General features: G+C 64.8%; 23 protein-coding genes. 13 read left to right on the forward strand and 10 right to left on the reverse strand.

The genetic code is table 11. The annotated features are described in order from the left end of the window. Positions 1-73: 73 nt before the first annotated feature. The gene (locus tag BBA01S_RS05810; RefSeq protein ID WP_027815608.1) at positions 74-1,246 is read right to left on the reverse strand and encodes a 4-hydroxybenzoate 3-monooxygenase; all 1,173 of its coding nucleotides are present in this window, start codon (positions 1,244-1,246) and stop codon (positions 74-76) included. Positions 1,247-1,555: 309 nt separating this feature from the next. Between BBA01S_RS05810 and treF the strand changes: the two genes are divergently transcribed. From treF to BBA01S_RS40210, 3 genes are all read left to right on the forward strand, one after another. Beyond that, the gene (gene treF, locus BBA01S_RS40200) at positions 1,556-3,304 is read left to right on the forward strand and encodes an alpha,alpha-trehalase TreF (protein ID WP_084161877.1); all 1,749 of its coding nucleotides are present in this window, start codon (positions 1,556-1,558) and stop codon (positions 3,302-3,304) included. 315 nt (positions 3,305-3,619) lie between these two features. Further along, a complete protein-coding gene (locus BBA01S_RS40205) occupies positions 3,620-4,606 on the forward strand; it encodes a glycosyltransferase family 2 protein (protein ID WP_042296064.1) in 987 nt (328 codons plus the stop codon). A gap of 88 nt (positions 4,607-4,694) precedes the next feature. Then, positions 4,695-6,671 (forward strand): hybrid sensor histidine kinase/response regulator, encoded by a 1,977-nt coding sequence (locus BBA01S_RS40210; protein WP_084161880.1) that lies wholly within the window; start codon positions 4,695-4,697, stop codon positions 6,669-6,671. 46 nt (positions 6,672-6,717) lie between these two features. On the opposite strand, the gene BBA01S_RS05830 is transcribed toward BBA01S_RS40210, so the two are convergent. Further along, a complete protein-coding gene (locus BBA01S_RS05830) occupies positions 6,718-7,551 on the reverse strand; it encodes a class II glutamine amidotransferase (RefSeq protein WP_027815609.1) in 834 nt (277 codons plus the stop codon). A 55-nt stretch (positions 7,552-7,606) separates the two neighbouring features. After that, on the reverse strand, positions 7,607-8,287 hold the full coding sequence (locus BBA01S_RS05835; protein ID WP_027815610.1) for a MarC family protein: 681 nt from the start codon (positions 8,285-8,287) through the stop codon (positions 7,607-7,609). A gap of 295 nt (positions 8,288-8,582) precedes the next feature. On the opposite strand from BBA01S_RS05835, the gene BBA01S_RS05840 reads away from it, so the two are divergent. Both BBA01S_RS05840 and BBA01S_RS05845 read left to right on the forward strand, forming a co-directional pair. Further along, positions 8,583-8,798, forward strand: a complete 216-nt coding sequence (locus BBA01S_RS05840) for a DUF3311 domain-containing protein (RefSeq protein WP_027815611.1) — start codon at positions 8,583-8,585, stop codon at positions 8,796-8,798. Then, positions 8,795-10,270 carry a sodium:solute symporter family protein gene (locus BBA01S_RS05845; RefSeq protein ID WP_027815612.1) on the forward strand — a complete coding sequence of 492 codons (1,476 nt, stop codon included), beginning with the start codon at positions 8,795-8,797 and terminating at the stop codon, positions 10,268-10,270. Before BBA01S_RS05840 ends, BBA01S_RS05845 begins: the two co-directional genes overlap by 4 nt. Before the next feature lie 57 nt (positions 10,271-10,327). Here the strand turns inward: BBA01S_RS05845 and BBA01S_RS40215 are convergent, their stop codons facing one another. From BBA01S_RS40215 to BBA01S_RS05870, 5 genes are all read right to left on the reverse strand, one after another. After that, positions 10,328-11,794 (reverse strand): class I SAM-dependent methyltransferase, encoded by a 1,467-nt coding sequence (locus tag BBA01S_RS40215; protein ID WP_042296069.1) that lies wholly within the window; start codon positions 11,792-11,794, stop codon positions 10,328-10,330. Between the two features lie 202 nt (positions 11,795-11,996). Further along, positions 11,997-12,836 carry a DUF5672 family protein gene (locus BBA01S_RS40220; RefSeq protein ID WP_052391683.1) on the reverse strand — a complete coding sequence of 280 codons (840 nt, stop codon included), beginning with the start codon at positions 12,834-12,836 and terminating at the stop codon, positions 11,997-11,999. 12 nt (positions 12,837-12,848) lie between these two features. Continuing rightward, positions 12,849-13,580, reverse strand: coding sequence for a precorrin-4 C(11)-methyltransferase (gene cobM, locus BBA01S_RS05860; protein WP_027815613.1), 732 nt, complete (start codon positions 13,578-13,580; stop codon positions 12,849-12,851). Between the two features lie 14 nt (positions 13,581-13,594). After that, positions 13,595-14,329 carry a cobalt-precorrin-6A reductase gene (locus BBA01S_RS05865; RefSeq protein ID WP_027815614.1) on the reverse strand — a complete coding sequence of 245 codons (735 nt, stop codon included), beginning with the start codon at positions 14,327-14,329 and terminating at the stop codon, positions 13,595-13,597. Continuing rightward, positions 14,326-15,561: a bifunctional cobalt-precorrin-7 (C(5))-methyltransferase/cobalt-precorrin-6B (C(15))-methyltransferase gene (locus tag BBA01S_RS05870; RefSeq protein WP_027815615.1), complete on the reverse strand. Its 1,236-nt coding sequence runs from the start codon at positions 15,559-15,561 to the stop codon at positions 14,326-14,328. Before BBA01S_RS05870 ends, BBA01S_RS05865 begins: the two co-directional genes overlap by 4 nt. A 244-nt stretch (positions 15,562-15,805) precedes the next feature. Here BBA01S_RS05870 and cobG point away from each other — a divergent pair, with 244 nt between their 5' ends. From cobG to BBA01S_RS05910, 8 genes are all read left to right on the forward strand, one after another. Continuing rightward, positions 15,806-17,206, forward strand: a complete 1,401-nt coding sequence (gene cobG / locus BBA01S_RS05875) for a precorrin-3B synthase (RefSeq protein WP_027815616.1) — start codon at positions 15,806-15,808, stop codon at positions 17,204-17,206. After that, the gene (locus BBA01S_RS05880) at positions 17,199-17,825 is read left to right on the forward strand and encodes a precorrin-8X methylmutase (RefSeq protein ID WP_027815617.1); all 627 of its coding nucleotides are present in this window, start codon (positions 17,199-17,201) and stop codon (positions 17,823-17,825) included. The genes cobG and BBA01S_RS05880 overlap by 8 nt, the downstream gene beginning before the upstream one ends. Then, the gene (locus tag BBA01S_RS05885) at positions 17,826-18,557 is read left to right on the forward strand and encodes a precorrin-2 C(20)-methyltransferase (protein WP_027815618.1); all 732 of its coding nucleotides are present in this window, start codon (positions 17,826-17,828) and stop codon (positions 18,555-18,557) included. It begins immediately after the preceding gene. After that, positions 18,545-20,266 (forward strand): precorrin-3B C(17)-methyltransferase, encoded by a 1,722-nt coding sequence (gene cobJ / locus BBA01S_RS05890; RefSeq protein ID WP_042296072.1) that lies wholly within the window; start codon positions 18,545-18,547, stop codon positions 20,264-20,266. The genes BBA01S_RS05885 and cobJ overlap by 13 nt, the downstream gene beginning before the upstream one ends. Positions 20,267-21,008: 742 nt before the next feature. Beyond that, a complete protein-coding gene (locus BBA01S_RS05900) occupies positions 21,009-21,482 on the forward strand; it encodes an Hcp family type VI secretion system effector (protein WP_027815620.1) in 474 nt (157 codons plus the stop codon). An 11-nt stretch (positions 21,483-21,493) separates the two neighbouring features. After that, positions 21,494-22,000, forward strand: a complete 507-nt coding sequence (locus BBA01S_RS46705; protein WP_156965874.1) for an STM2901 family protein — start codon at positions 21,494-21,496, stop codon at positions 21,998-22,000. Further along, complete coding sequence (locus BBA01S_RS05905; protein WP_027815621.1) at positions 21,972-22,358, forward strand: DUF1493 family protein; 387 nt, start codon at positions 21,972-21,974, stop codon at positions 22,356-22,358. Before BBA01S_RS46705 ends, BBA01S_RS05905 begins: the two co-directional genes overlap by 29 nt. A 498-nt stretch (positions 22,359-22,856) precedes the next feature. Then, positions 22,857-23,813: a flagellar brake protein gene (locus tag BBA01S_RS05910; protein WP_027815622.1), complete on the forward strand. Its 957-nt coding sequence runs from the start codon at positions 22,857-22,859 to the stop codon at positions 23,811-23,813. Between the two features lie 14 nt (positions 23,814-23,827). Here BBA01S_RS05910 and BBA01S_RS05915 read toward each other — a convergent pair whose 3' ends face one another. Further along, complete coding sequence (locus BBA01S_RS05915) at positions 23,828-24,433, reverse strand: vWA domain-containing protein (protein ID WP_027815623.1); 606 nt, start codon at positions 24,431-24,433, stop codon at positions 23,828-23,830. 77 nt (positions 24,434-24,510) lie between these two features. Continuing rightward, positions 24,511-25,557, reverse strand: a complete 1,047-nt coding sequence (locus BBA01S_RS05920) for an ATP-binding protein (protein ID WP_027815624.1) — start codon at positions 25,555-25,557, stop codon at positions 24,511-24,513. Between the last annotated feature and the right edge of the window lie 19 nt (positions 25,558-25,576).

Below are 25,576 nucleotides of genomic sequence, written 5' to 3' on the forward strand. Positions count from 1 at the left end.
AAAAAAGGGGCGCTTTTTTGCGCCCCTTCTGTATGTACCGCTGCTGCGTACTACTTGTGCATGTCAGCCCGGCTTACACCGCCACCGCGCCCACGTAGTTCTCGGCCATCGCCATCGCCGCCGCGCGCGAAGTCGTCACGTGCTCCAGCTCGGCGACCTGCAGGCGCTGCTCGAACGGCGTCGCGTCGTCCAGGCGGTGCATCATGCGCGTCATCCAGTACGAGAAGTGCTCGGCGCGCCAGATGCGGCGCAGCGCGGTTTCGCTGTAGCTGTCGAGCAGGTCGGTGCGGCTCTCCTTGTAGAACGCCACCAGCGCGGCGGTCAGCACGCGGACGTCGGCGACGGCCAGGTTGAGGCCCTTCGCGCCCGTCGGCGGCACGATATGCGCCGCATCGCCCGCGAGGAACAGACGCCCGTGCTGCATCGTCGTCGACACAAAGCTGCGCATGCCGACGATGTTCTTCTGGAAGATCTTGCCTTCGACCACCTTGTGGCCTTCTTCCGAATCGACGCGGGCGTGCATCTCGGCCCAGATGCGGTCGTCCGACCAGTTATCGACGGTGTCCTTCGGATCGCACTGGAAATACATGCGCTGCACATTGGGCGAGCGCGTGCTCACCAGCGCGAAGCCGCGATCGTGGCGCGCGTAGATCAGTTCGTCCGAGGAAGGCGGCGCTTCCACCAGGATGCCGAACCAGCCGAACGGGAACACGCGCTCGTAGTCCTGGCGCAGCGCGGCCGGGATGGCGGCGCGCGAGACGCCCTGCGAGCCGTCACAGCCGATCACATAGTCGCAATGCAGCGTGTGCTGCTCGCCTTCGTGCTCGAAGCGGATCGAGGGCGCATCGGTGTCGATGCCGTGAATCGAGGTGTTCTTGACGCTGAAGAACAGCTTGCCGTCGGCGGCCACGCGCGCCGCGACGAGATCCTTGAGCACTTCGTGCTGGGCGTAGACCGTGATGGCCTTGCCCGTGAGTTCGGTGAGATCGATGCGGCGGCGCTTGCCTTCGAACGCCAGCTCGAAGCCGTGATGCAGCGCGCCTTCGGCCTTCATGCGCGCGCCGACGCCGGCTTCAGTGAGCGTATCCATGGTGCCCTGTTCGAGCACGCCCGCGCGGATCGTCGATTCGATCTGCTCGCGGCTGCGCATTTCGAGCACGACCGAATCGATGCCGCGCAGATGCAGAAGATGGGAAAGAAGCAGGCCCGCAGGCCCCGCGCCGATGATGCCAACCTGGGTGCGCATGATGGTGTCTCCATTTGCGTGTTGATTTTGCGCAAGTTTCGCTGCGGCCTGCGGTATCGCGCAACGCGATATGGAGAATAGGTACTATCCCAATTATGGATAGTGATGACGCGGCCACCCGATCGCTTTGGAGTAATCGACACGCTCAGGGGCGGAACAAAAATTGCTGCGCCACAGCGTTTTTTGCCGGCGACACGGTCGCGCGCCGGCAAGCGCCCTTCCACCCAACAATCACCGCGAGCCACGCCGATGCCGTCATCCACGCCGCCCGATTTGCCTCATTTCCGCCCGTTCCCTGCGCTGTCGCGCATGCGCCGCTGTACCGCCACCCTGATCGCCGCGCTGCCGCTCGCCTGCGCGGCGCCTGCGACGTTCGCCCAGACCGGCGCGTCCGCGCCTGCCGCCCAGGCCGCCCAAGCCGCCGAAATCACCGCTCCCCAGCAGGATTTACAAAACGCACCCCGGCCGCCTTCGGAACTATTCGGCCAGCTCTATCGCGACGTCGAACTTGGCCAGGTCTTCCCCGACAGCAAAACGTTCGCCGACATGGTGCCCAACGAAGCCCCTACGAAAATCGTCGCCGAATACGAAATCTGGAGCTCGCGCAACGCGGGCATCACCGATCCGGACGCGCGCAAGGCGGCGCTGCGCGAGTTCGTCGCGCAGCATTTTTCCGATCAGAAACAGAGCGAAGATCACTACGTTTCCGATCCGAATCAGGACGTCGTGAGCCACATCGACACGCTCTGGGACGTGCTGCGCCGCAATCCGGACAGCGCGCAGCAGCCCTACTCGTCGCTGCTGCCGCTGCCTAAGCCCTACGTCGTGCCGGGCGGCCGTTTCAACGAGATTTACTACTGGGATTCGTACTTCATCATGCTCGGCCTCGAAGCGAGCGGGCGTCACGATCTCACGCGCGACGAACTCGATAATTTCGCTGCCCTGATCGATCGCTACGGCCACATCCCGAACGGCAATCGCAGCTATTACCTGAGCCGTTCGCAGCCGCCGTTTTTCGCGCAGATGGTGGCGCTCGTCGCGCGCCGCGACGGTGACGCGACCTACGTGCGCTATCTGCCCGAGTTGCGCAAGGAATACGACTACTGGATGGCGGGCGCCGATACGCTCAAACCCGGCGAGGCCACGCGCCACGTCGTGCGCCTCGACGACGGCACGCTGCTCAACCGCTACTGGGACGCGCGCGACACGCCGCGCGACGAGTCCTATCGCGAGGACGTGCTGACCGCGCAAGCCGCCCCGCAACGCGGCGCGCCCGAACTGTGGCGCAACCTGCGCGCGGGCGGCGAAACGGGCTGGGATTTCAGCTCGCGCTGGCTGGCCGACAACCGCACGCTTGCGACCATCGATATCACCTCGCTCGCGCCCGTCGACCTGAATGCGCTGCTCGTCGATCTAGAACGCGCGCTGGCGAAAGGCTATGGCCTGCAGGGCGACGCGAGCGAGGCGCAGCAGATGAACGAGCGCGCCCAGCAACGCGCCGCCGCCATCGGCCGCGTGCTGTGGGATCCGCAGATTCACGCCTTCAGCGACTACGACTTCGTGCACCGCACGCTCACGCACCGGCTCACGGCGGCGACGGTTTATCCGCTCTACACGGGTGTCGCCACGCGCGCGCAGGCGCATCAGGTCGCGGGCGCGGTGCGCGCCGGACTGCTTCGACCGGGGGGGCTCGCGACCACCCAGGTGGAAAGCGGCCAGCAATGGGATGAGCCGAACGGCTGGGCGCCGCTGCAATATCTCGCCGTGACGGGCCTGCGCCGCTATGGCGAAAACGCGCTCGCGCAGACCATCGCCACGCGCTGGATCGCGACGAATCTCGTCTATTACCAGCGCACGCACAAGCTCGTCGAGAAATACGACGTGAGCGCGGCGGCGGCAAAGGCTTCGTCGGCGGGCGGCGGCGAGTATCCGTTGCAGGATGGCTTCGGCTGGACGAATGGCGTGCTGCGCGTGCTGCTCACGATGTATCCGCATTCGGAAAACACGTCGGCGGCGCGGGCGTCGAATGTGCCGAAACCGGCGGTGCCCGCGCACTGATTGCGCACTGCGGGCACGTTAGCAAAGTTGACTGCGCGGGCATGGGCGATGCGCGAAACCGGGGAACGTGAAGCAATCCGAAGCGCGTCCGCCACGCCTCGCGCTGCGTTCGCGCGGGGTTTGCGCAACGCAGCATCGATCGTGCCGATGCAAGACGAATTCGCGACAAGCACGCCACCAACACGCCTCAAGCGCCGTTCTGGCGGGGTGCAAGCCGACCCGCATCGGCGTATCCTGAAAACCTGCCCCGCAGAGCGATCTGTCTGCTGGCCGCCGGCTAGCGCCGCCCGCAACGCGATGGAAGATGGAACCGCGATGAACGCCTCCGCTCCCGCTCCTGGCGCCTCCGGCGCCCCCAGTGCCCCGACTCCCCCATCGGGCTCCCGCATCACCGTCGTGGTGCTCACGCGCAATCACGTGCGCCAGATCGTCGACACCGTTGCGCGACTCACGGCGCTACCCGAACACCCTTATGTGATCGTCGCCGACAACGGCTCGACCGATTCCACCATCAGCCTGCTCGCCTCGCTGTTTCCGCAGGTGCGCATCGTCCAGGGCCTGGGCGACCGCGGCATGACGGGCTTTAACCGCGCCGTCGCCCTCGCGCCCACCGAATACGTGGCCTGCTGCGACGACAGCACCTGGTTCGCGCCCGGGGCGCTGACCCACGCGATGCAATGGCTCGACGACAATCCGCAGGTGGCCGTGCTCAACGCGCGCGTAGTCGGCCACGACGAGCGCGAGATCCATCCCGCCTGCCTGATGCTCAACGCCACCTCCCCCGGCGAGGACGACCTGCCCGGCCCCGCGCTGGCGAGCTACATGGCGGGCGCCTGCGTGTTGCGCACGGCCGTGTTCCGCGCGCTGGGCGGCTACGAGGAACGCCTGTCGCACGGCGGCGCGGAGGAACTCGCGGCGCTCGACGTGCTCGCCGCCGGGCATTCGATCGTCTATTGCGAATCGACGCTCGCGCACCGCGAACCGCTCTACCGCTTCCTCACGCGCGCGCAGCACTGCACGCACGCGCGCAATTCGGCGTGGGTCGCGTGGATGCGTCTGCCGGTGCGCGACGCGCTAGCCGTCACGGGACACGCGCTCGCCGTGTTTGCGCGCCAGCGCTCGCTCGGCCCGGCCGGTTTTGCGCTGCTGCGCGGCGCGTTCTGGACGCTGCGCCATCGCCGCGTCGCCCCGGCACACGTCGTGCTGCTCACGCGCCAGGTGCGCCGCGCCGAGCGCCAGGTGCGCGCCGGCATCCCCGCCATGGCCGAAAAGTACGACCGCGCCGGCCAGAGCGCGTGGTAAGCTGCCGCGCGGTACGCGGCGCAGCGCGAGCGCCCGGCCGGCTCTTCATTACCGATTAGAAAGGACTATGACCACGTCCGACTCCGCGATGCAACCCGATGCCGGACTGTCCTCCGACGGCCATAGCGGGCGTCGCTTCGAAGCGCTCGTGCAGCCCATCGAGGACTACGCGATTTTCCTGCTCGACCCACGCGGCCATGTGGTGAGCTGGAACCGGGGCGCCGCGCGCATCAAGGGCTACGAAGCGCACGAGATCATCGGCCAGCATTTTTCCCGCTTCTATACCGACGAAGCCAACGCCCGGCGCTGGCCCGAACACGAACTGGAGCAGGCCGCGCTGCACGGCCGCTTCATGGACGAAGGCTGGCGTCTGCGCAAGGACGGCTCGATGTTCTGGGCCAATGTCGTCATCACCGCGCTGCGCGAGCGCGACGGTTCGCTCGCGGGATTCGCCAAGATCACGCGCGACCTCACGGCGGAGCGCCGCCAGGTCGAGGCGCTGCGTCTGTCCGAGGAGCGCTTCCGCCTGCTGGTGGAAAGCGTGAGCGATTACGCGATCTTCATGCTGGACGCACAAGGCCGCGTGGTGAGCTGGAACAGCGGCGCGACCAACCTCAAGGGTTACCGGCCCGCCGAAATCATCGGCCAGCATTTCTCGGTGTTCTATCCGCCCGACGACATCGCGGCCGGCGCGCCCGAGCGCGAACTGAAACGCGCCGCCGACCTGGGCCGCTGCGTCAACGAAGGCTGGCGCGTGCGAAAGGACGGCTCGATGTTCTGGGCCAACGTCACGCTCACGGCGATCCACGACGCGCACGGCCGCCTGACCGGTTTCGCCAAGGTCACGCGCGACATGACGGAAAGCCGCCGCACCGACGAACTTGAGCATTCGAGCGAGCAGATGAAGCAGTTCCTCGCCATGCTCGCGCACGAACTGCGCAATCCGCTCGCGCCGGTGCGCAACGCCGTCGCCACGATGCGCCTGATGACCGCGCAAAGCCCCGAAGTCGAGCGCGCGCGCGACCTGATCGACCGCCAGATCGTCCATCTCACGCGTCTCGTCGACGACCTGCTCGACGTGGGCCGCATCACCTCCGGCAAGATCGAGTTGCGCGAGGCGCCGCTCGATCTGCGCGAAGTGGTGCAGGACGCGCTTGAGGCCGCGCAGCCGTTTACCGCCGCGCGCGGCCAGCGCGTGGAAACGATCCTGCCCGCGGCGCCGTTGCCGATGACGGGCGACCACACGCGCCTCATGCAGGTGTTGCAGAACCTGCTGCACAACGCCTCGAAGTTTTCGCCAGACCAGACCTGTATCGCCGTCGAAGTTCAGGTGGCCGGGCGCGGCGTGCAGATCCAGGTGCGCGACCAGGGACGCGGCCTGCGGCCCGAAACCTTCGAATCGATTTTCGGCCTCTTCAGCCAGGATCGTTCGATGCCCGGCCCGAGCGAAAACGGCCTCGGTATCGGCCTGATGCTGTGCCGCTCACTGGTGGAGCTGCACGGCGGCACGATTTCGGCGACCAGCGACGGGCTGGGCGCGGGCAGCACCTTCACGATCCGCCTGCCGCTCGAACGCACCGGCAACGCGGCGCACGTGGACCTGGCGGTGGAAGGGCTCATCAGCACGGTCGGCCAGCCCGTGCTCACGCACGACGAATCGCTGCCGCTGCGGGTGCTCGTGGTGGACGACAACCGCGATTCCGCCGACAGCCTCGCCATGCTGCTCGAACTGAAGGGCCACGACGTGCGCGTGGCGTACAGCGCCGCCCAGGCGCGCGAGTGGGCCGAGCGCTTCCCGCCCGACGCGGCGCTCATCGACATCGCCATGCCGGAAATCGACGGTTACGCGGCGCTGCGCGATTTGCGCACGCTGGAAGCGCTCGCGCATACGGTGTTTGCCGCGATGACGGGTTTCGGCCAGGCCGCCGATATCGAACTCACGCGTGCGGCGGGCTTTGAAATGCACCTCGTCAAGCCGGTGGATGTGCGGCTCTTCGACGAAGTGCTCGCGCGCGCCGCCGCCCGGCGCGCAGCACGCGTGGCGTGGCCAGGCTCGCAACGCTGATTGCGCGGCTAATGCGGCTAATGCGGCCAATTCGGCATCTGCGTCATCAAGGCGCGACCGGCTTGAAATCGCGATATTCGATCTGCGCGCCACGCACCACGATCGCGGTGGATTCAGGCACTTCGGCCCAGGCTTCGGGCAGATCGACGATGGGTTCCGACACCAGCAAATAGGCGTCCTCCCCAACGGCCGCGATGCGCGGATCGTCGGGATAAAGCTCCCGCAGGTGCTTGAACGACGTGCTGTGAAAGAGCGAGCGCGAGTTGTGCTCGCTCGAATAGCGCACGGCCACGATCTGCTCGCCGTCGCTCGCGAAGATCGTCATGTTGAGCGCCGGTTCGATGCCGTGCTTTTGCGCGGTGGCCTCGATAAAACCGGCCATGCGTTCGAGCGCGGGCACCGGATCGACTTCGAGCCCGAAGGTCATCGCCAGATAGAACATCGCCTCCGAATCGGTCGACCCTTCGAGCGCATTGAAACGCCCCGGCTCGATCGCGAGCAGCAGTTCGCGCCGCACGAGTGGAAAGTTCTGGATCAGCCCGTTGTGCGCGAACATCCAGCGCCGGTGCCGGAACGGATGGCAGTTCGTCTCCTGCACCGGCGTATGCGTGGCCGCGCGCACGTGCGCGACGAACATTGGCGCGTGCACCGCGCGCGCCAGTTCGCGCAGGTTGCGGTCGTTCCACGCGGGATGCACGCTGCGATAGCGATACGGAATATCGTGCGGGTGCTGATACCAGCCAAGGCCAAAGCCATCGCCGTTGGTCGTGGTCGCACCGAGCTTCGAATGCAGGCTCTGGTCGATCAGCGAATGGCGCGCGCGAAACAGCACGGTTTCGAGCGAAATCGGATTACCCGTGTAAGCAAGCCAGCGGCACATCGTTGCCTCCATCGATCGAATCGGCGGCCGCCCTCGCTGCCGCGCCAGGCCTCACTCAATTTGCCGCATGCAGCCCGGCAATCGGCGTGAGGAAACCGGTCAGGCCGGTCAGGATAATCTGCACACCGATACACAACAACAGGAACGACGACACGCGCATGGCGACGCGCGTGCCCTCCACGCCCAGATAGTGCGCAAGACGCGCGGCGCGGCTGTAGACGTAATAGATCACCAGCATGACCAGCAGCGAAATCGCCACCGACGCGATGCTCGACAGCAACCACGCCGAAAGCTTGTGCGTGCGATTGGCGTTCAGCGCGATGGCCGTGGCGATCGAGCCGGGGCCGGTCGTGAGCGGCACCGTCAGCGGAAAGAAAGCCTTGCCGCTCGCCGACCAGGCACTCACGGGCTTGACGGCCGGATCGCTGGCTGCGGGCGGTTCCGGTTCCGGCGCGTTGAGCATCTGCCAGCCGCTCACGGCCACCGCGAGGCCGCCGCCGATACGCAGCGCTTCCATCGAAATGCCGAAGAAATGCAGGATCGGCGTGCCCACGAAGAACGCCACGAGCAGCACCAGGCCCGCGTTGGTGGCGACGCGCTTGGCGAGCAGGCGGCGCTCCTCGTCGGTGAGCGTCGCCGTGCGGTCGAGAAAGACAAACGCAATGCCGATGGGATTGATGATGCTGATAAGTCCGGTGAAACCGAACAGGATGTCTGAAATCAGGCTTTCGATCATGAATTCGATCCGAAAAACGGGACGGTACTAACCAGGTTTGTTATCGCATGCTGCGGTGTCGCGAGGGGCGCATTGACCCGCGCGGCCAGGGTGCGTGAAGTGTAACTGGATCGGCCCGCGGCGTGCCCTGTGAATGCGCTGCGCGCGCATGGAACCTGCTTGCGCGTGACGCAGCGCACCATCAAAAACCGGCTTCACTCGGGATTTTTGGCAGCTTTACGGGGTGCGTTCACGGGCATAGAGTGAATCGTTCGAACCCGGTCGCGACGTTCCCCTTTTACAAAAAGGAGTTGCCATGTCACTGAGGTTGCTCGCAGCGCTACCCTTTATCGGCATTCTGCTGGGCGTGCCGTTCGTCAACCGCACCGAACCGCTGATACTCGGCATGCCGCTCGTGCTGGCGTGGATCGTCATGTGGGTCGTGCTGACGTCGGCGATCATGGCCATCGTCTATCGACTCGATCCCGTCAACCGCACCGGCGCCGATGCGCCAGCCGAGGTGCGACCATGAGCGCACTCGTCATCATTGCGGCGATCACGGTCGTCGCGCTCTATCTGGGCATACGTGCGCGACGCGGGCACGACATGAGTCTCGAACAATGGTCGGTGGGCGGGCGCAGCTTCGGCACCGCGTTCGTGTTCCTGCTGATGGCGGGCGAGATCTATACGACCTTTACGTTCCTCGGCGGCAGCGGTTTTGCGTATGGCAAGGGCGCGCCGGTCTACTACATCCTCTGTTACGGCACGCTTGCGTACGTCCTCTCGTACTGGATGCTGCCGCCGGTCTGGCGCTACGCCAAGCAGCACCGGCTGATGTCGCAGCCGCATTTTTTCGCGCGCAAGTACAACAGTCCCGCGCTGGGCGTGCTGGTTGCATGCGTGGGCGTGCTCGCGCTCGTGCCGTACCTGGTGCTGCAACTGAAGGGCCTCGGCATCATCGTGACGACGGCCTCCTATGGCGCGATCTCGTCGACGGCGGCGATCTGGATTGGCGCGGCCGTGGTGACGGCTTACGTGATCTTTTCGGGCGTGCGCGGCTGCGCGTGGAACTCGGTGGTGAAGGACACGATGATTCTTGCCATCGCCGTGTTTCTGGGCATTTATCTGCCGGTTCATCACTACGGCAGCCTCGCGGAAATGTTCCGCGCCATCGACGCCGCGAAGCCCGGCTTCCTGACCTTCCCCGCCAAAGGCCAGAGCGTGACCTGGTTCCAGTCCACCGTGCTGCTCACGGCGCTGGGCTTTTTCATGTGGCCGCATACGTTCGGCTCGGTCTATACCGCGAAGGACGAGCGCATTTTCCGCCGCAATGCCGCGATCTTGCCGCTCTATCAGTTGATCCTGCTGTTCGTGTTTTTCTGCGGATTTGCGGCGGTGCTGAAGGTGCCGGGACTCAAGGGCGGCAATATCGATTTGTCGCTGTTCCGCCTTTCCTTGCAGACGTTCGACCCGTGGTTCGTGGGCGTGATTGGCGCGGCGGGCGTGCTGACCGCACTCGTGCCGGGATCGATGATCCTGACCACGGCATCGACGCTGATCGCCAATGACGTGTATCGCGGCGCGATGGTGAAACAGGCCGACGATGCACGCGTGGCGAGGCTCGCACGCTGGTTCGTGCCAGTCATCGCGCTGGTGGCGGTGGGCTTCACGCTCAACGGCGGCGAGACCATCGTGGCGCTGTTGCTGATGGGTTATAACTTCGTCACGCAGTTGTTCCCGGCGCTGGTTTGCAGTCTATCGGCACGCAATCGCGTGACAAAACAAGGCGCGTTCTGCGGGATTCTGTCCGGCGTGCTGGTGGTCGTGCTGACCACGGTCATGCATGTCAGCGTCGCGCAATTGATTCCTTTCGCGCCCGATGCGCTCAAGGACATCAATATCGGCTTTCTTGCGCTGGGCGTGAATATCGTTGTGCTGGCGACGGTGAGCGTGCTGACGCAGCCGCATACGCACGCCGATCATGAACATGCGGGCGCCCATTGAGTGACGTAAGGTTGCTGACTTGAACTGGCGGGGCCGACGATGTCGGCCCCGTTTCGTTTAGAGCGCGTCTTCCGGAATGCCGCCAAAGTCCGGACGCACCGCACGTGCCGTCGTGCGCTCCTGGGCCGTCGTGGCCACTTTCTGCAAACGCACGCGCATGAAGTGCGCGCGATCGACGCTGGTCGCCGCGAGACTGGCGTCGAGATAATGCTGTTCGACGATATTGAAGCGCGCTTCGAACCACCCGAGATACCAGAACCACTGCGCGTAGTAGATCCACGAATTCTCATTGAATGCACGTACGTGCGTGGGATCTTGCCAGGCGCTGGGCGCCTTTTCGTAAGGCACCTCGATCAACATCTGGCCGTCCGTTTTCAGCAGACGCAGGCAGTTGGTCATAAGCTGCGTCAGATCGCCGATGTGCTCCAGCACATTGTTCGCGTAGATGAAATCGACCGAATCCGCGCGCAGTTCAACCGGGCCGGCCAGCGCGCTATCGAGCCGCTTTGGCAGCGTAAGCGGCGCGGCCAGATCCAGTAGTACATCGGGTTCGGCGCGCGGAAGAATGTCCAGATTGAGCCAACCCGGCATGTAGTCCTTGCCCGAGCCGATATGAATGCGTTCCGGTCGCCACGGCGCGGCTTCGACGCTTCGGGATACGAATTGACGTTGCGCGTAGTCGAGCGCCGCGGCGTATTGATCGATGACGTCGTGTGTGGAAAACGCATCGAGGCGCGCACGAGCGGCGTCGGCAAATGACGGGGCGCGAAATTCGCTCTGGAAAAAGGCGCGAATGGTGTCGGTGTTCACCCAGAACACACTGTCTTCGAACTGCGGCGCAGCCATTGTGCCAGCCGTGCGTTCGCTGATGACGGGCGTGCCGAGTGAGAGGCAGTGGAATACCCGCGCCTGCTCGAAACGGGCGCTGTCGTAGAAATGACAGTTGAAAACCGCTTTGGCGCGGCGTATTTCCTCATCGCGCTCCGGGCCGAAGATGCCGAATGGCAGCAGGCTGACCGTGCAGCCAGCGGCTTCGATTTGTTGCAGAAGATGCAGTCGCCGCTCGTTCATGCTGCCGAAAAACAGAATATCGGTGGGCCGCTTCTCGATGGGCTGAAGATCGTCGGTGGCCAGATAAGGGGCGTGCGCGAACGAAACGATGGGAACCCGGCCACTCGCGCCGTAGGCGCTGGCATTGCGCTCGTCGTAATCGACCACCGGCATGGCAGCCAGCAAGCGCAAATAATCGGGCGAAACCTGAGCGCCGTGTTCGCCCAGTTGTTCCAGGTTCACCAGGACACAACGGTATCGGCGCGTCAGGCTGGGATCGAACCCGGTGTGCGCGCCAAAGACGAAATTAATCGCATCGTGGCGCAAGCGGTTCTTGCCAATTGTCACTTCAGCGCCCAGACGCCTGAACTGATAGCGAAAGAAACGCGCCTGATCGAGAAAGCCTAAAGCCGCGGTGCTGCCGCCTGGCTGGATGATGCAAAGATGGATGGACGATTGGGACGATTGGGACATGTTCTGACCGTTTGATCGAAAGGCCCCAAGGCTGTCCTCCGCAGCTAATCACGCACTCACGTCGTACAGCCTTGAGCCAGGACTCATTACGTGAGTGATGATAGTCATCCACAGGTCTCAAAAAATTCGGATAAGTTCGAATCTCGCTCGGCAGCACAGAATTGCGCATGCCGTTGTGATGCGTCATTGAAAGCGCCCGGCGCTAGCTGCGCTCGCAGATGTTCACATACTCTCGCGCCGCCTCGTCGCTCAAGCCATTTCGCGTAAATGCGTGCGCGACGTCCGCCACGCTCATATGCGCCCGGTAGCGTCGATACATCGCGCGAATGCAGCCGAACTTGCGCAGGTCGCAGTAAATCTTCAACAAGGCCACGCCTCTGGGCGAGGCCAGCGTCTGAATGTCCAGCCCGTCGAAAATCTCCAGCATCGTGCTGTCTTCGACGTGCCGCCACATATTGAAGAAGCCGTGAAAGCCGAACGTCGGCTGGCGCGGCACCGCGTATTCGTATGCGAATTCATCCGCGACGTCCGCAGGGGCAAAGCGGATACCGTGACCGGTTTCAAGCGCCGCACGCCAGGTGTCGCCGATCAGGACGTCTTCGCCAACGTCGGAGTCAATGACGAACTGCTCGCTCGCGAGCGCCTTGAGCAATTTCGCGGAGCGCAGCGAAAAACCGCCGTTTCCCACGTCTTGCCCGCTGCTCGCGCCCGGCCAGCGCGCGCCAATATAGTCGTACTGATAGAAGCGCTCGCTCCATCTGGACACGTCCAGTAGGTAGCCGTCCCACTGAACGACCAGTACCCAGGGCGTGGCGATATGATCGGCCAGGCGCTTGAGCATGAAGTGGGAATACTCGGCCAGCGAGCGCAATGGCGCGATTTTTTCGAGGCGAGCCCGCGTAGGCACGTCTACGTGCGTAAGCAGCATCGCAGCGCCGAAGTGACACTGCGACAGCGATAGATCGAGCGCGCGCGCCGCGAGAGCGGGATTGACGGTATCGACGGCACAGAGCGTGACGTCGTGCAGATCGAGTTGCGACATCGCCCAATCCCCCTAGCGCTTCCCTACCCCATACAACGTCGAATCCGCGAACCCGTCCGCGCCCAGCACACGCCCAACCAGGATCAACGCCGTGCGCTCGATATCGGTTGCCTGCACCTTTTGCGCGATATCGGCGAGCGTCCCCGTGACGCGTTCCTCGTCGGGCCAGCTCGCCCGATAGATCACCGCCACGGGACAATCGTCGCCATAGTGTGGGCGCAATTCCTCGACGATGCGCGCAATATGCCGCACGCCCAGGTGAATCGCCATCGTGGCGCGATGGCGGGCGAGGTCGCCCAACGCCTCGCCTTCGGGCATCGACGTTTTGGTCGCAAAGCGCGTCAGAATCAGCGTCTGCGAAATGCCCGGCAACGTCAGCTCATTGCCCAGCGCCGCAGCGCACGCAGCCGTCGCCGTCACGCCCGGCACGACTTCATAAGGAATCCCAAGCTCACGCAAACGGCGGATCTGCTCGCCAATCGCGCCATAAAGCGAAGGGTCGCCCGAATGCACGCGTGCGACGTCATGGCCATGCCGATGCGCGTTTTCCAGCAATGCGACGATCTCGTCGAGCGTGAGCGGCGCGGTGTCCACGACCTGTTGCGCGCGATGGCCTTCGAGCACGGCGGGCGGCACGAGCGAGCCGGCATAGAGGATGACGGGGCAAGTCCGCACTAGCCGCTGGCCTTTCACGGTGATCAGTTCGGGGTCGCCTGGCCCCGCGCCGATAAAGAAAACAGTCATGCGTCGATATTCCGTTAATTGTGTGCGGCAAGCGCGGCGAGCGCATCCAGCACGTCCTGCACCGAAGCAAACTCGCGTTGCGCGGGCGGCAGCGATGGCCGCTGCATCACGACCACGGGCAGGCCCATTTCGCGCGCGACCAGCAGCTTCGCTTCGGTGGCCGCGCCGCCGCTGTTCTTGCTGACGATCACGTCGTAACGCCCGGCTTCGAACAGCGCGCGCTCGCCCTCGGGTGTGAAAGGGCCGCGCGCGTCGATCACCTGCGCGCGGGCGTGCCCGGGGTGTGCATCGAGACAGCGCACCGTCCAGTGCTGATGCCCGGGCACTTCGCCCAGATGCGCGAGGGGTTCGCGGCCCAGCGTGAAAAGCACGCGTGAAAAGGGCTTGATTGCGGCGATCACGCCCGCCCATTCGTCCACCTTGCGCCAGTCGTCGCCGGGCTGCGGCTGCCAGGGCGCGCGGCGCAGCGCCCAGTAAGGCCGCTTCGTCTGCTCGCACGCGCTCGCCGCGTTCGCGCTGATCTGCGCCGCGTAGGGATGCGTGGCGTCGAGCACCAGCGCGATACGCTCATCGGCAAGATAGCGCGCCAGCCCCTCAGCGCCGCCGAAGCCCCCTACGCGCACCGCGCAGTGCAGGTCGGCGGGCACGCGCCCGAGGCCCGCAAGGCTATAAACGTGTTCAGGGCCGAGCGCACGTGCGATTCGCAACGCGTCGCCCGTGCCGCCCAGCAGCAAGACGCGCGCGCTCATGGCTTGATCGCTTCATAGATCGTAACGGGCAGCGCCTGACGCCACGTATCGAAGCGACCGAGCGGTTCGGCCTCGCCGATGCCGATGCGCGTGAGCGTGCCGCCATGCTGCGCGCGCCACGTCACGAGCGCGGCTTCGCTTTGTACCGTCACCGCATTCGCCACCAGCCTTCCGCCCGGCTTGAGCCGTTCCCAGCAGGTTTCGAGCACACCCGGCACCGTCACGCCGCCGCCGATGAACACCGCGTCGGGCGCGGCGAGCCCTGCGAGCGCGTCCGGCGCGCGCCCCGCCACGAGTTGCAGCGCGGGCACGCCCAATGCGTCGCGGTTGTGCTCGATGAAGCGCTGGCGCTCGCCGTTCGACTCAATCGCGATCGCGCGGCAAGCCGCATGCGCACGCATCCATTCGATGCCGATCGAGCCGCTGCCCGCGCCCACGTCCCAGAGCAACGCGCCCGGCGTCGGTGCGAGGCGCGCGAGCGTGAGCGCACGCACGTCGCGCTTGGTGAGCTGGCCGTCGTGCCGGTACGCGTCGTCGGGCAGCCCCGGCGTGAGCGTCCAGGGGCGCGCGGGCGCTTCAGCGGCGACCGCACATTCGAACGCCACCAGATTGAGCGCCGCGACTTCGTCGACGATCTCGCCCTGATGCCACGCATCGGCGCGGCCGTCGATGCGCCGCTCCTGCGCGCCGCCCAGATGCTCGAACACGGTCAGACGCGTCGCGCCAAAGCCCTGTTCGGCGAGCAAGGCCGCGATGGCCTGGGGCGTACGTCCATCGGCGCTCAATGCCAGCACGCGCGAACGCGCGAACAGATGCCGCCGCAGCGCATCGAGCGGGCGGCCCACCAGCGATACCGCCGCCGCATCCTGCAAGGCCCAGCCCAGCCGCGCCGCCGCGAGCGACAGCGACGATGGCGCGGGCAGCACGCGCAGTTCCTCGGGCGCAAGCTGGCGCGCGAGCGTCACGCCGACGCCGAAAAACATCGGGTCGCCGCTCGCGAGCACGCAGACACGGGCCTGCGTATCGCGCAACGCGAGCAAGGGATCGACGCTGAACGGCTGCGGCCACGGCTCACGGCGCGCCTGCACGCGCGCGGGCAGCATCGCCAGATGGCGCGCGCCGCCCGTCACGACCGCCGCGTCGAACAGCGCGCGGCGCGCCTCGCGCCCCAGTCCCGCCACTCCGTCCTCGCCTATGCCGATCACCGTCAGCCACGCTCGCCTGCCCTGCATCCGTGCTCCGTCATGCGTTGCGCGCGGCCCGTCTGGATTCGCGGATCGCGCTGGAAAACGGGCATAATACCGCTTCCGCCGGCGCCGGACGGGCCTGAAAACCGCGAATTTCCTGCACATTCGTCACTTATTCGTACCTTTCATGCCGTTTGCCGAAGCCGCCAGCGCTCGCGCATGAGCGACGCGACCCAGCCGCCGCGCCGGCCGGGCCCAGCGACCGCGCGACTCCCTACACGAGTGCCCCTTGAATCACGACTCGAAGCACGCTTCGTCCCCTGCTGCATGGGCCGCGGCCCGCCGTTCGGCGTGCCCGGGGCTCGTACGCGTCGTCGCGGCGCGTGACGGCGGCCTGTGCCGCGTGCGACTGCCCGGCGGCCTGCTGCTCGCCACCCAGGCGCACGCCATTGCCGCCGCCGCGCTCGACCATGCCAGCGGCACGCTGGAGCTGACGAACCGCGCGAACCTGCAAGTCCGCGGCATTCGCGCGGGCAGCGAAGCGGCGCTGACGGCGGCGCTCGTCGAAGCGGGCCTTGGCCCGTCGATTTCCGCAAACGCAAGCGCCGATCTGTGCGCCGCCGATGAACTGCGCAATCTCATGCTCAGTCCGCTCGCGGGCCACGATGGCGCGGCGCTCGTCGACACCACGGCGCTTGCCGCGCCCATCGTCGCGATGCTGCAGGACGAGCCGCGTTTCGCGGCGCTTTCGCCCAAGTTCGCGCTGCTGATCGATGGCGGCGAGCGGCTCGCGGCGCTCGATCATCCTCACGATATCTGGCTGGCCGCGGCGTCTTCAGACAGCGGCGAGTGCTTCATGTTCGGCCTCGCGGGCTGCCCCGCCGACGGCGCGATCGGTTCGATCGCAGCGACGGATGCGCTGACGCTGATTCAGGCGCTGCTGCACGCCTTCCTCGATCTCGCGCAGCCCGGCCAAACGCGCATGCGCGACGTCGTCGCCACGCACGGCGCACAAGCCGTGCTTGAAAAAGCGCAAGAGCACGCGTTGCCGCCCATCGCCCGCACGCACGACTGGCATCGTCCTCACGTCGATCTCGCGCTCAGGCTCGGCGTGCACGCACTGAACAGCAATACGAGCTACATCGGCTGCCAGCCGCCGCTTGCGCGCCTCGATGCCGCCACGCTGCACGCGCTCGCCACGCTCGCGCAAACGCACGGCGACGGCACGCTGCGCATCACGCCGTGGCAAGGCGCGATCCTGCCGAATATCGATAACGGCGTCGCGCAGGACGTGCTAGAAAGCCTGCAAACGCTCGGCCTGATCGCCGATGCCGCTCACCCGCTCGCGCGCACGATCGCGTGCACGGGGTCGGCGGGCTGCGCAAAGAGCCGTGCCGATACCAAGGCCGACGCCCTGCGTCTGGCCGCCAACCTGCCGCCGCACGTACACGTTCACCTGAGCGGCTGCGAGCGCTCCTGCGCCGCTGCCCATCGCGCGCCGTTCACGCTGCTTGCGGTCGCGCCCGGCGCGTACGACCTGTACGGACACGGCACTGAAAACAACCTTGTGCGCGATGCGGACACGGCCCCATTCGGCCACTGCGTCGCGCGCCACCTGACGATCGAAGCCGCTGCTCAACTGCTCAAGCAATTGCCCGCGCAGCGGCCCCGGAGCACTTCTGATGTCTGACTACATCCGCGACGGCCAGGCGATCTATCGCGAATCCTTCGCGACGATCCGCGCCGAAGCCGATCTCTCGCACATTCCCGCCGACCTCGAAAAACTCGCCGTGCGCGTGATCCACGCCTGCGGCATGGTCGACGTCGCAGCCGACCTGGCCTTTTCGCCAGGCGCGGGCGCGGCGGGCCGTGCGGCGCTTGCCAGTGGCGCGCCGATTCTCTGCGACGCGAAGATGGTCGCCTTCGGCGTGACGCGCGCGCGCCTGCCCGCCGACAACGCGGTCATCTGCACGCTCGACGATCCCGCCGTGCCGGCATTGGCGCGCGAACTCGGCAATACGCGCTCGGCGGCTGCGCTCGAACTGTGGCGCGAGCACCTTGAAGGCAGCGTCGTCGCCATCGGCAACGCGCCGACCGCCCTCTTTCACCTCATCGACATGATCGCGGCCGGCGCGCCGCGTCCCGCGCTGATCCTCGGCATGCCGGTTGGCTTCGTGGGCGCCGCCGAATCGAAGGCGCTGCTCGCGAGCGCCGCGCTGGGCGTGCCCTTCGTCGTCGTGCAGGGCCGCCGCGGCGGCAGCGCGATGGCCGCCGCCGCCGTCAACGCACTTGCTTCGGAGATCGAATAAATGTCCATCAAAGGACGACTGCACGGCATCGGCGTCGGCCCCGGCGACCCTGAACTGCTCACGCTCAAGGCGCTGCGCCTCATCAAGGCCGCGCCCGTGGTCGCGTACTTCGTCGCCAAGGGCAAGAAAGGCAACGCGTTCGGCATCATCGAAGACCATCTGGAAGCGCAGCAGGAACAACTGCCGCTCGTCTACCCGGTGACCACCGAGGCGCTGGAGCCGCCGCTCTCGTACGAAGCGATCATCGCGGACTTCTACGACGGCGCGGCCGAGACCGTTGCTGCGCACCTGGACGCGGGCCGCGACGTGGCCGTGATCTGCGAAGGCGACCCGTTCTTTTACGGCTCGTACATGTACCTGCACGACCGCCTGGCCGCGCGCTACGAAGCCGAAGTCGTGCCGGGCGTGTGCTCGATGCTGGGCGGCGTCGCGGTGCTGGGCGTGCCGCTCGTCTATCGCAACCAGAGCCTCGCGGTGCTTTCGGGCGTGCTGCCCGAGGACGAACTGCGCCGCCGCCTGGCCGACGCGGACGCCGCCGTCATCATGAAACTGGGCCGCAACTTCGAAAAAGTGCGCCGCGTGCTGACCGACCTGGGACTCGCCGATCGCGCGCTGTATGTTGAGCGCGCAACGATGTCGAACCAGCGCATCGTGCCGCTCGACGACGTCGACCCGATGGCCTCGCCGTATTTTTCGCTGCTGGTCGTGCCGGGGGAAAAATGGCAACGCTGAACCCCGCGCTGCAGCCGCCCGCCCTCATCGTGCTGGGGCCTGGTGCGCTTGCCACCGCGCAGCGCGTGAAAGCGCTCTATGCGGGTGCGCAGATTCATGCCTTGCAGGAACGCGCGCAAGGCGATGTGGCGTTCAGCGAACTCGGCGACCATCTGCGCGAACTCTATCGGCGTGGCACGCCGCTGATCGCGCTGTGCGCAGCGGGCATCGTGATCCGCTGCCTCGCGCCGCTGCTGGCCAACAAAGGCATCGAGCCGCCCGTGCTCGCGCTCGCTGAGGATGGCAGCGCGGTCGTGCCGCTGCTCGGCGGCCTCACGGGCGTCAATGTGATGGCGCGCGAGATTGGCGCGGCGCTTGGCATTGCGCCAGCGATCACCACGAGCGGCGAATTGCGGTTTGGCACTTGCCTGTTGAATCCGCCAGAAGGCTATGCGCTGTCGAGTCTCGCGCAGGGCAAGCGCTTCGTGTCGGATCTGCTTGCGGGCGACACGACGCGTATTGATGGCGATGCGCCCTGGCTCGACAACGTCGACCTGCCGCGCGACGCGGCGGCCAGCCACGCGATTCGCGTGAGTCCGCAGGCGTGGGACGGCAATCCCGCGCATCTGGTGATTCATCCTCGTTCGGTTGTTGCGTGCGCAACTGATTCACCGGCGTTGCTTGCCGAGTACGTGCGTGATGCGTTGAAGGCGAACGGCGTCGCTGAGCAGGCGCTTGCTGCCCTGGTGGCGCCCGTTGCGCGCATGGGCGATGCAGCGTTCGAGCAGGCGGCTGAGGCGCTGGGCGTGCCGTTGCGTTTTGTCGACGGCGATCTGTTCGATGCGCTGAAGCTGCCGGAACCGCATCGGCGTATCGATGCCGAACATGGCATTACGCTGGGCGTTGCGCTCGAACCGCTGGACGTTGGCGCGCTGGGACGCGCGCGCGGTCGTCTCACGGTGCTGGGACTCGGCCCTGGCCGCGCCGATCTGCTCACGCCGATGGCGCGCGCCGCGCTCGACGACGCCACCGATATCGTCGGTTACGCGACCTATGTGGAGATGGCTGGGCCGCTGCGTCCGGGTCAGGTGCGCCATGCCACCGATAATCGCGAGGAGCTGCAGCGCGCCCGTCATGCGTTCGAGCTGGCTAGCGAGGGGCGGCGGGTTGCTGTGGTGTCGTCGGGCGATCCGGGCGTGTTTGCAATGGCGGCGGCGGTGCTCGAAGCGCTCGAAGGGGCGCAAGATCCGCTTTGGCGGCGGGTCGATCTGCAGATCGTGCCGGGGGTGTCGGCGGCATTGGCTACCGCTGCACAGGCTGGGGCGCCGCTGGGTCACGATTTTTGCATGCTGTCGCTTTCGGACAATCTCAAGCCTTGGGCTGTCATCGAGAAGCGACTGCATCATGCTGCGCTGGCTGATCTTGTGATGGCTTTCTATAACCCGATTTCGCGGGCAAGGCCGTGGCAGCTCGATCGTGCGCTGGAGATCGTGCGGGCCGTGCGGGCGCCGGAAACGCGTGTCGTGCTCGGGCGCGATGTGGGGCGGCCTGGGGAGACGCTGCGGGCCACTACGCTTGGGGCTTTGCAGTCTTCTGATGTCGATATGCGCACGATGGTTATTGTGGGGTCGTCGGCTACTAGAGGGTTTGGGCGGGAAATTGGTGATGGTGGTGCTGCTGGGCTTCTGGAGTGGGTCTATACGCCGCGGTGGTATGGGGAGCGTGGCTGACCGTTTGCCTGGGGCTTTTGTGCATTTCCTTGGGATCGTGTCGGTCTGCTAGCGTTGCCCCTGTGCGGGTAATTATTCTTGTTCATGGCGTGTAACGACGTAGCATAGAAATAGAGCAATTATTAAAAATCAATAGCCTATTGTTATGGTGCGTCGTTCTGTTCGCTCGCGCTCCATTTCACCGTCCGTGTGTCGGCAGGATGCGCATCATTTACACCTACCGCTATCCTGGCCCGACCGGCAAGCCAAACGCGTCATGGCCGGTAGCTGGCCCAATGGAGAAACCGGCGCGGCACGCGACACCGCGAAAGCGCACACCGCGCTGACCGACAAGTAAGGCGACGCGCTGGCGGCGCGACTTGCGGAGTCCGAAGCCCGCACCGCCGCAGAGAAGAAAGTCAGCGCGACGACGCTCGGCGCCTTCCTCACCGATCGCTGCGATATCCATCCTCGACGCGCGGCCAGTCGGGCACACGGAACGCCGAAACGAATCGGGCGAAGTCCGGCTTCGCGCATCGTCTCGACCGTGACCTTGCCGTCATCACAGCATGAGGCACTGAAAAAAGTGGCGTTCGGAACTCCTGAAGGCGGGCGCAAGGCCCGCGACCTGTTACCGCGTCATCAACGCATTGCGCCGCGCCAATAGGACGTATGACATCAATCAGAAATCCGGTCAATTCCTGTAATTTCAAAAAAATCGGAGGTACGCTCGAAATCTTCAATTTCTCCAATGGGAATCGGAATGGCGGATATTTTTATCAAGATTGACGGCATTGCTGGCGAGTCGCTGGACGCTACCCATCCTGACGAAATCGAAGTTCTTCACTGGGGATGGGCTGTCACACAAAAGTCCAGCATCCATAGTGGGTCAGGTGGCGGAGCGGCAAAAGCAAGCGTGGAGGACTTAAGCTTCACCCATCAAATTGACCGTGCAAGTCCTAATCTGGCCGGTTATGCATTCCGAGGCCAACACATAGCTCAAGCAGTGCTGACCATGCGTAAGGCCGGAGGCTTACCGCTCGAATATTTCCGAATTACGCTGTATGACGTGGTAATCACGCATGTTGAACCAGCGGCGGGAAGTGGTTTGGCGCTGGAACATGTGCGACTGTCGTTCGCACGGATGAAGCAAGAGTACCTTGTGCAAAACGCGATAGGCGGTAGCCAAGGCACGATAACGACTCTTATCGACGTAAAGCAAAACTCCGCCCAGTGAGGCGCTACGCGATGAACGACTACGAACGCCTCATAAGTAATGATCCACCAGAAGAGGAAACCTATAATTATCAAGGAGAACTATTCGACGCGGATAAATTATTATTTTGCATATTTATTGAAGAGATTTGCAAACACTACGGAATCAATGATTACGATGGTATTGTTGCTATTGTCTTGATTGTGGCAGGACGTCCGTTCATTCCCACAAGAGGTAAGCCAGGTGGTGCGACGAAGGGCACTTCGATAGCATCCCTTGTTTTGCGTGTAGTTCTTGATATTAATTTCAAGAAAGCCATCTTTCCTACGATAACTAATTCATCCTTTAATAAAGGCGCAAAATTTTTTCGTTGGACACGAAATCTCGGTGCTTTTATTGGGCGCTGGATACCGTGGATTGGTGCCACACTCACAATGTACGACGTTATAAAAATTACTTTCATGACGCTGCATCGGTACAATCAGATTGTCGACGAAAAGGATAGAGTTAATGACGCAACAACGGGAAGCTTCGGATGATTTGGGGAAATTCATAAAAAATGAAATTGGCTTATCTGAGAATAAGAAAATCCTCGCGACCGATGTAATTGAAGACAATTACGGTTCGACTGGCGATGACGCCGATAAATTTATGAATAATTTTTTTAATCACTTTTCAATTTCCAGGGGTGACTATGATTTTCATAGATACTTTGAAATGGAAGGTTCCGGCTTTCCGATTCCCTTCTTCGGGAAGTGGTATATGCGGAAAATTCTAAAAGTCCCTGAATATGTGCGCGAGCAATTAACAGTGAGAATGCTTCAGCACGCAATCGACTTGGGCATATGGGACAGCCAACGATTGAGGGAAATGGAAGACCCTCCCGCGCAAGAGTGACCGAGACCGGCTTTTCTGTCCGCCCGCTTGAAATCTGGCCCGCTGTGCCGTTCGCGCGGGTCGGGTGGTGCCCGTGGAAGAGTGGAAGGATCACGATGCCATCGCAGGGCCGGAAATTACGTTTGGAGCGTAGTTTCCCGGTCGCGCTCTAAGCTATAAGTCGCTTCTAGTTTGCCGAAGTGCCGAAATGTACCGCTGCGATACATTTGCCCACCTTGCCAGAATCCCGCCTGATTTGTCCGCCGATTGTCCTGAACGCGAATAAAAATGTTGTTCTCACACACGTTCGCTTCGCGCAAACCCTTCCCTGAGAAGGCTTCCAGCGATACAGCATCGTTTTTCGTAATTTCCCCTGTGCGGGGCAACGCTTGCAGACCGACACGAAATCAAGGAAACGCCAACATCCATGCGCCAAGCATAACCACACACCCAAACCCTAAACCTTCAAAAGGCGACGCCGTAAACACAGTGAACCGATCACTCGCAGGACGCGCGCCGATGACCGACAGCACCGAAGCCCCTCAGGCAGCAGATCAGGCAGAACAGGCCGACCAGGCAACTCAAGCAGCCCCCACGTCCCTGACCCCTACCGACATCGCCCTCGGCCAGCCCCTTGCCTGGCCGCTCGTCGACGCCGACGGCACCCTGCTACTGGACACCGGCGCCACGCTAGTCGGCGAAATGGAACGCGACTTCCTGTTCCGCCACTTCGCCCCGCAGCGCGGCGACCGCGAGCCCCCTGCCAGCGCGCCCAACAAACAGCCAGAACCCGACCCCGCGCTAACCGTCCGCGACCTGCACCTCACGATCGGCGCCCTCATGGGCCTACGCCCGCAACAGGGCGCAAGCGGCGCGCCAATGCATCCGTGCAAGCTGATCGGCGTCGCGCCCAACGAAGCGATCTTCGTCACGCTCCCTTACGTCGACCGCCGCCCCATCGACATCACCCCCGGCGAAAACGTCGAAATCGTCGCCATCGCGAGCCACGCCGTCTATCGCTTCGTCTGCACGATCCACGCGATGTACCAGTCTCCGCTGAGCTACCTCGTGCTCTCGAAGCCCGCCAATATCCGCATGCTGCGCGAGCGCAAGTCGATCCGCGTGCGCGCGCAGTTCCCGGTGCGCTATGGCATCGGCGAGGAAACCGAAGGTTACCAGGGCGTCGCGCTCGCACGCGGCGTCAGCGCACTGGGGCTGTCGATTGCCGCGCCGTGGGCCCTCGCCAAGGTCGGCGAAAGGCTGCGCGTGGCGTTCCGGCTGAAGTCCGGCGAGCTGGACTCCAGCATCGAAACCAGCGCCATCGTGCGCAACGTGCATCAGGAAGACGGCCCGGAGCCGCTGAGCACGCTCGGCCTCGAACTCGACAGCCTCTCGCCCGCCGATCAGATGGCGATGAAGGTCTATGTGTTCGACCGCCAGGACGACGTGATGTACTGGACAGGCGCGGCGCGTTAAACCAGCAAGAACAACTACTGCGCCGGGGCGAGCAGTGCGTGCGCGTCGAGGCACTCGCCTTGCCACGCCTGCGCCAGCAAGTGACAGCGCCCAAGGCGCACGTTCGCGGCCTCGCAATCGACCACGGTGACGTGATCCGCGTGGCGCGGACGCGCAGGCCATTGCGTCGTGCGGCCGTCGCTGAAAAGCCAGAGATGGCGCTCGCGCGCCGGGTCGCGGCGCGTCGCGGCGTCGAGCAGTTGCGAGGCGCGCGTTATACCCGCTTCGAGCGGCGTGCCGCCGCCCCCGCCAATCGGTTCGAGCCAGCGTTCGTTCCACCAGCGCGGCACCGCGGGGCCAAAGCGCAATTCGGCGCGCGCGCCGCCAAAGCAGATCAACGCCACTTGCACGCGTTCGGCGCGCGCGCGATCGAATAGCGCAATCAGCAGGCCTTTGGCCAGCGCGAGCTGCCCATGCGCCAGCATCGACGCCGAGCAGTCGAGCACGAAGCAATGCAGTGCGCCCGTGCCGGTTTTGCGCTGTGCGTAGCGCAGATGGTCGGCGCGCAGCGCCGTGCCGCGTTTGGCGGCGAGCGTGGCGGGCCACGCAAGGCGAGCGCCCGACGCCGGGTCGCGCGCGATGCGTGCGCGCGTCGGCCCCGGGCCTTCAAGCCGTCGTGCGCCGCCCTGCGCCTGGGCGGCGGCCCCTGCGCGACGGCTCAGCGTTTTTTTGCGGGCAGCGGAATGACGCTCTTGACCGCCTTCGCGGCAACCGGCTCGGGCGGCATTTCGCCCCAATCGGCATTTGATTCGGACTGCTGGTTTTCGCTTTGTTGCTGACGTTGCGGTTTTTGCGGCTGTTGCGGCGACTGAGACTCGGAACCGCCAGCGGGCGGCTGATCCGGCAACGCGCGACGGCGATGCACGAGCACGGCATCGGCGACCTGATCGACGTGCTCCGGCGCGACCTGCGCCGCGCCGTCGAACGCCGCCAGGGCACGCGCCGCACGCAGCATCACGAGATCGGCGCGCATGCCGTCCACGGCCGCTTCCACGCACAACTGCGCCGCGCGTTCATGCACGGCGTCGCTCCACGCCAGCGATCCCAGCGCCACGCGCGCCGCCGCAATCCGCGCCGCCAGTTCGCGCTGCGCCGCTTCGTGCGCCGCGCAGAACGCCTGCGGATTGGCGTCGAACGCCAGCCTTGCCTTGACGATGCGCTGGCGCTCGGCCGTGTCGTAGCGATTGTCGAGTTCGACCATCAGCCCGAAACGATCCAATAGTTGCGGGCGCAACTCCCCTTCTTCCGGGTTCATCGTGCCGACCAGCACGAAACGCGCGTCATGCGTATGCGAGACGCCATCGCGCTCGACCGTGTTGACGCCGCTCGCCGCCGTGTCGAGCAACGCATCGACGAGCGCATCGGGCAGCAGGTTCACTTCATCGACGTACAGCACGCCATCGTGCGCGCGCGCGAGCAGGCCCGGTGCGAAACGCACCGCGCTCTCGCGCAGCGCGGCTTCGAGATCGAGCGTGCCGATCAGCTTCTCCTCGCTCGCGCCGAGCGGCAGCGTGACGAATGCGCCATCGGGCAGCAGCGCGGCCAGCGCGCGCGCCGCCGTCGATTTCGCGGTGCCGCGCGGCCCGCTCACGAGCACGCCGCCAATGGCCGGGTCGATGGCCGCGAGCAGCAGCGCGCGCTGCAACAGCGCCTGGCCGACCAGCGCGGTAAAGGGAAAAGCCGGACGCGTCGCCGCGACGTTCATGTTCATGATCCTTGGTTCA

Source organism: Paraburkholderia bannensis NBRC 103871, from assembly GCF_000685015.1.
GTDB classification, from domain to species: Bacteria; Pseudomonadota; Gammaproteobacteria; order Burkholderiales; family Burkholderiaceae; genus Paraburkholderia; species Paraburkholderia bannensis.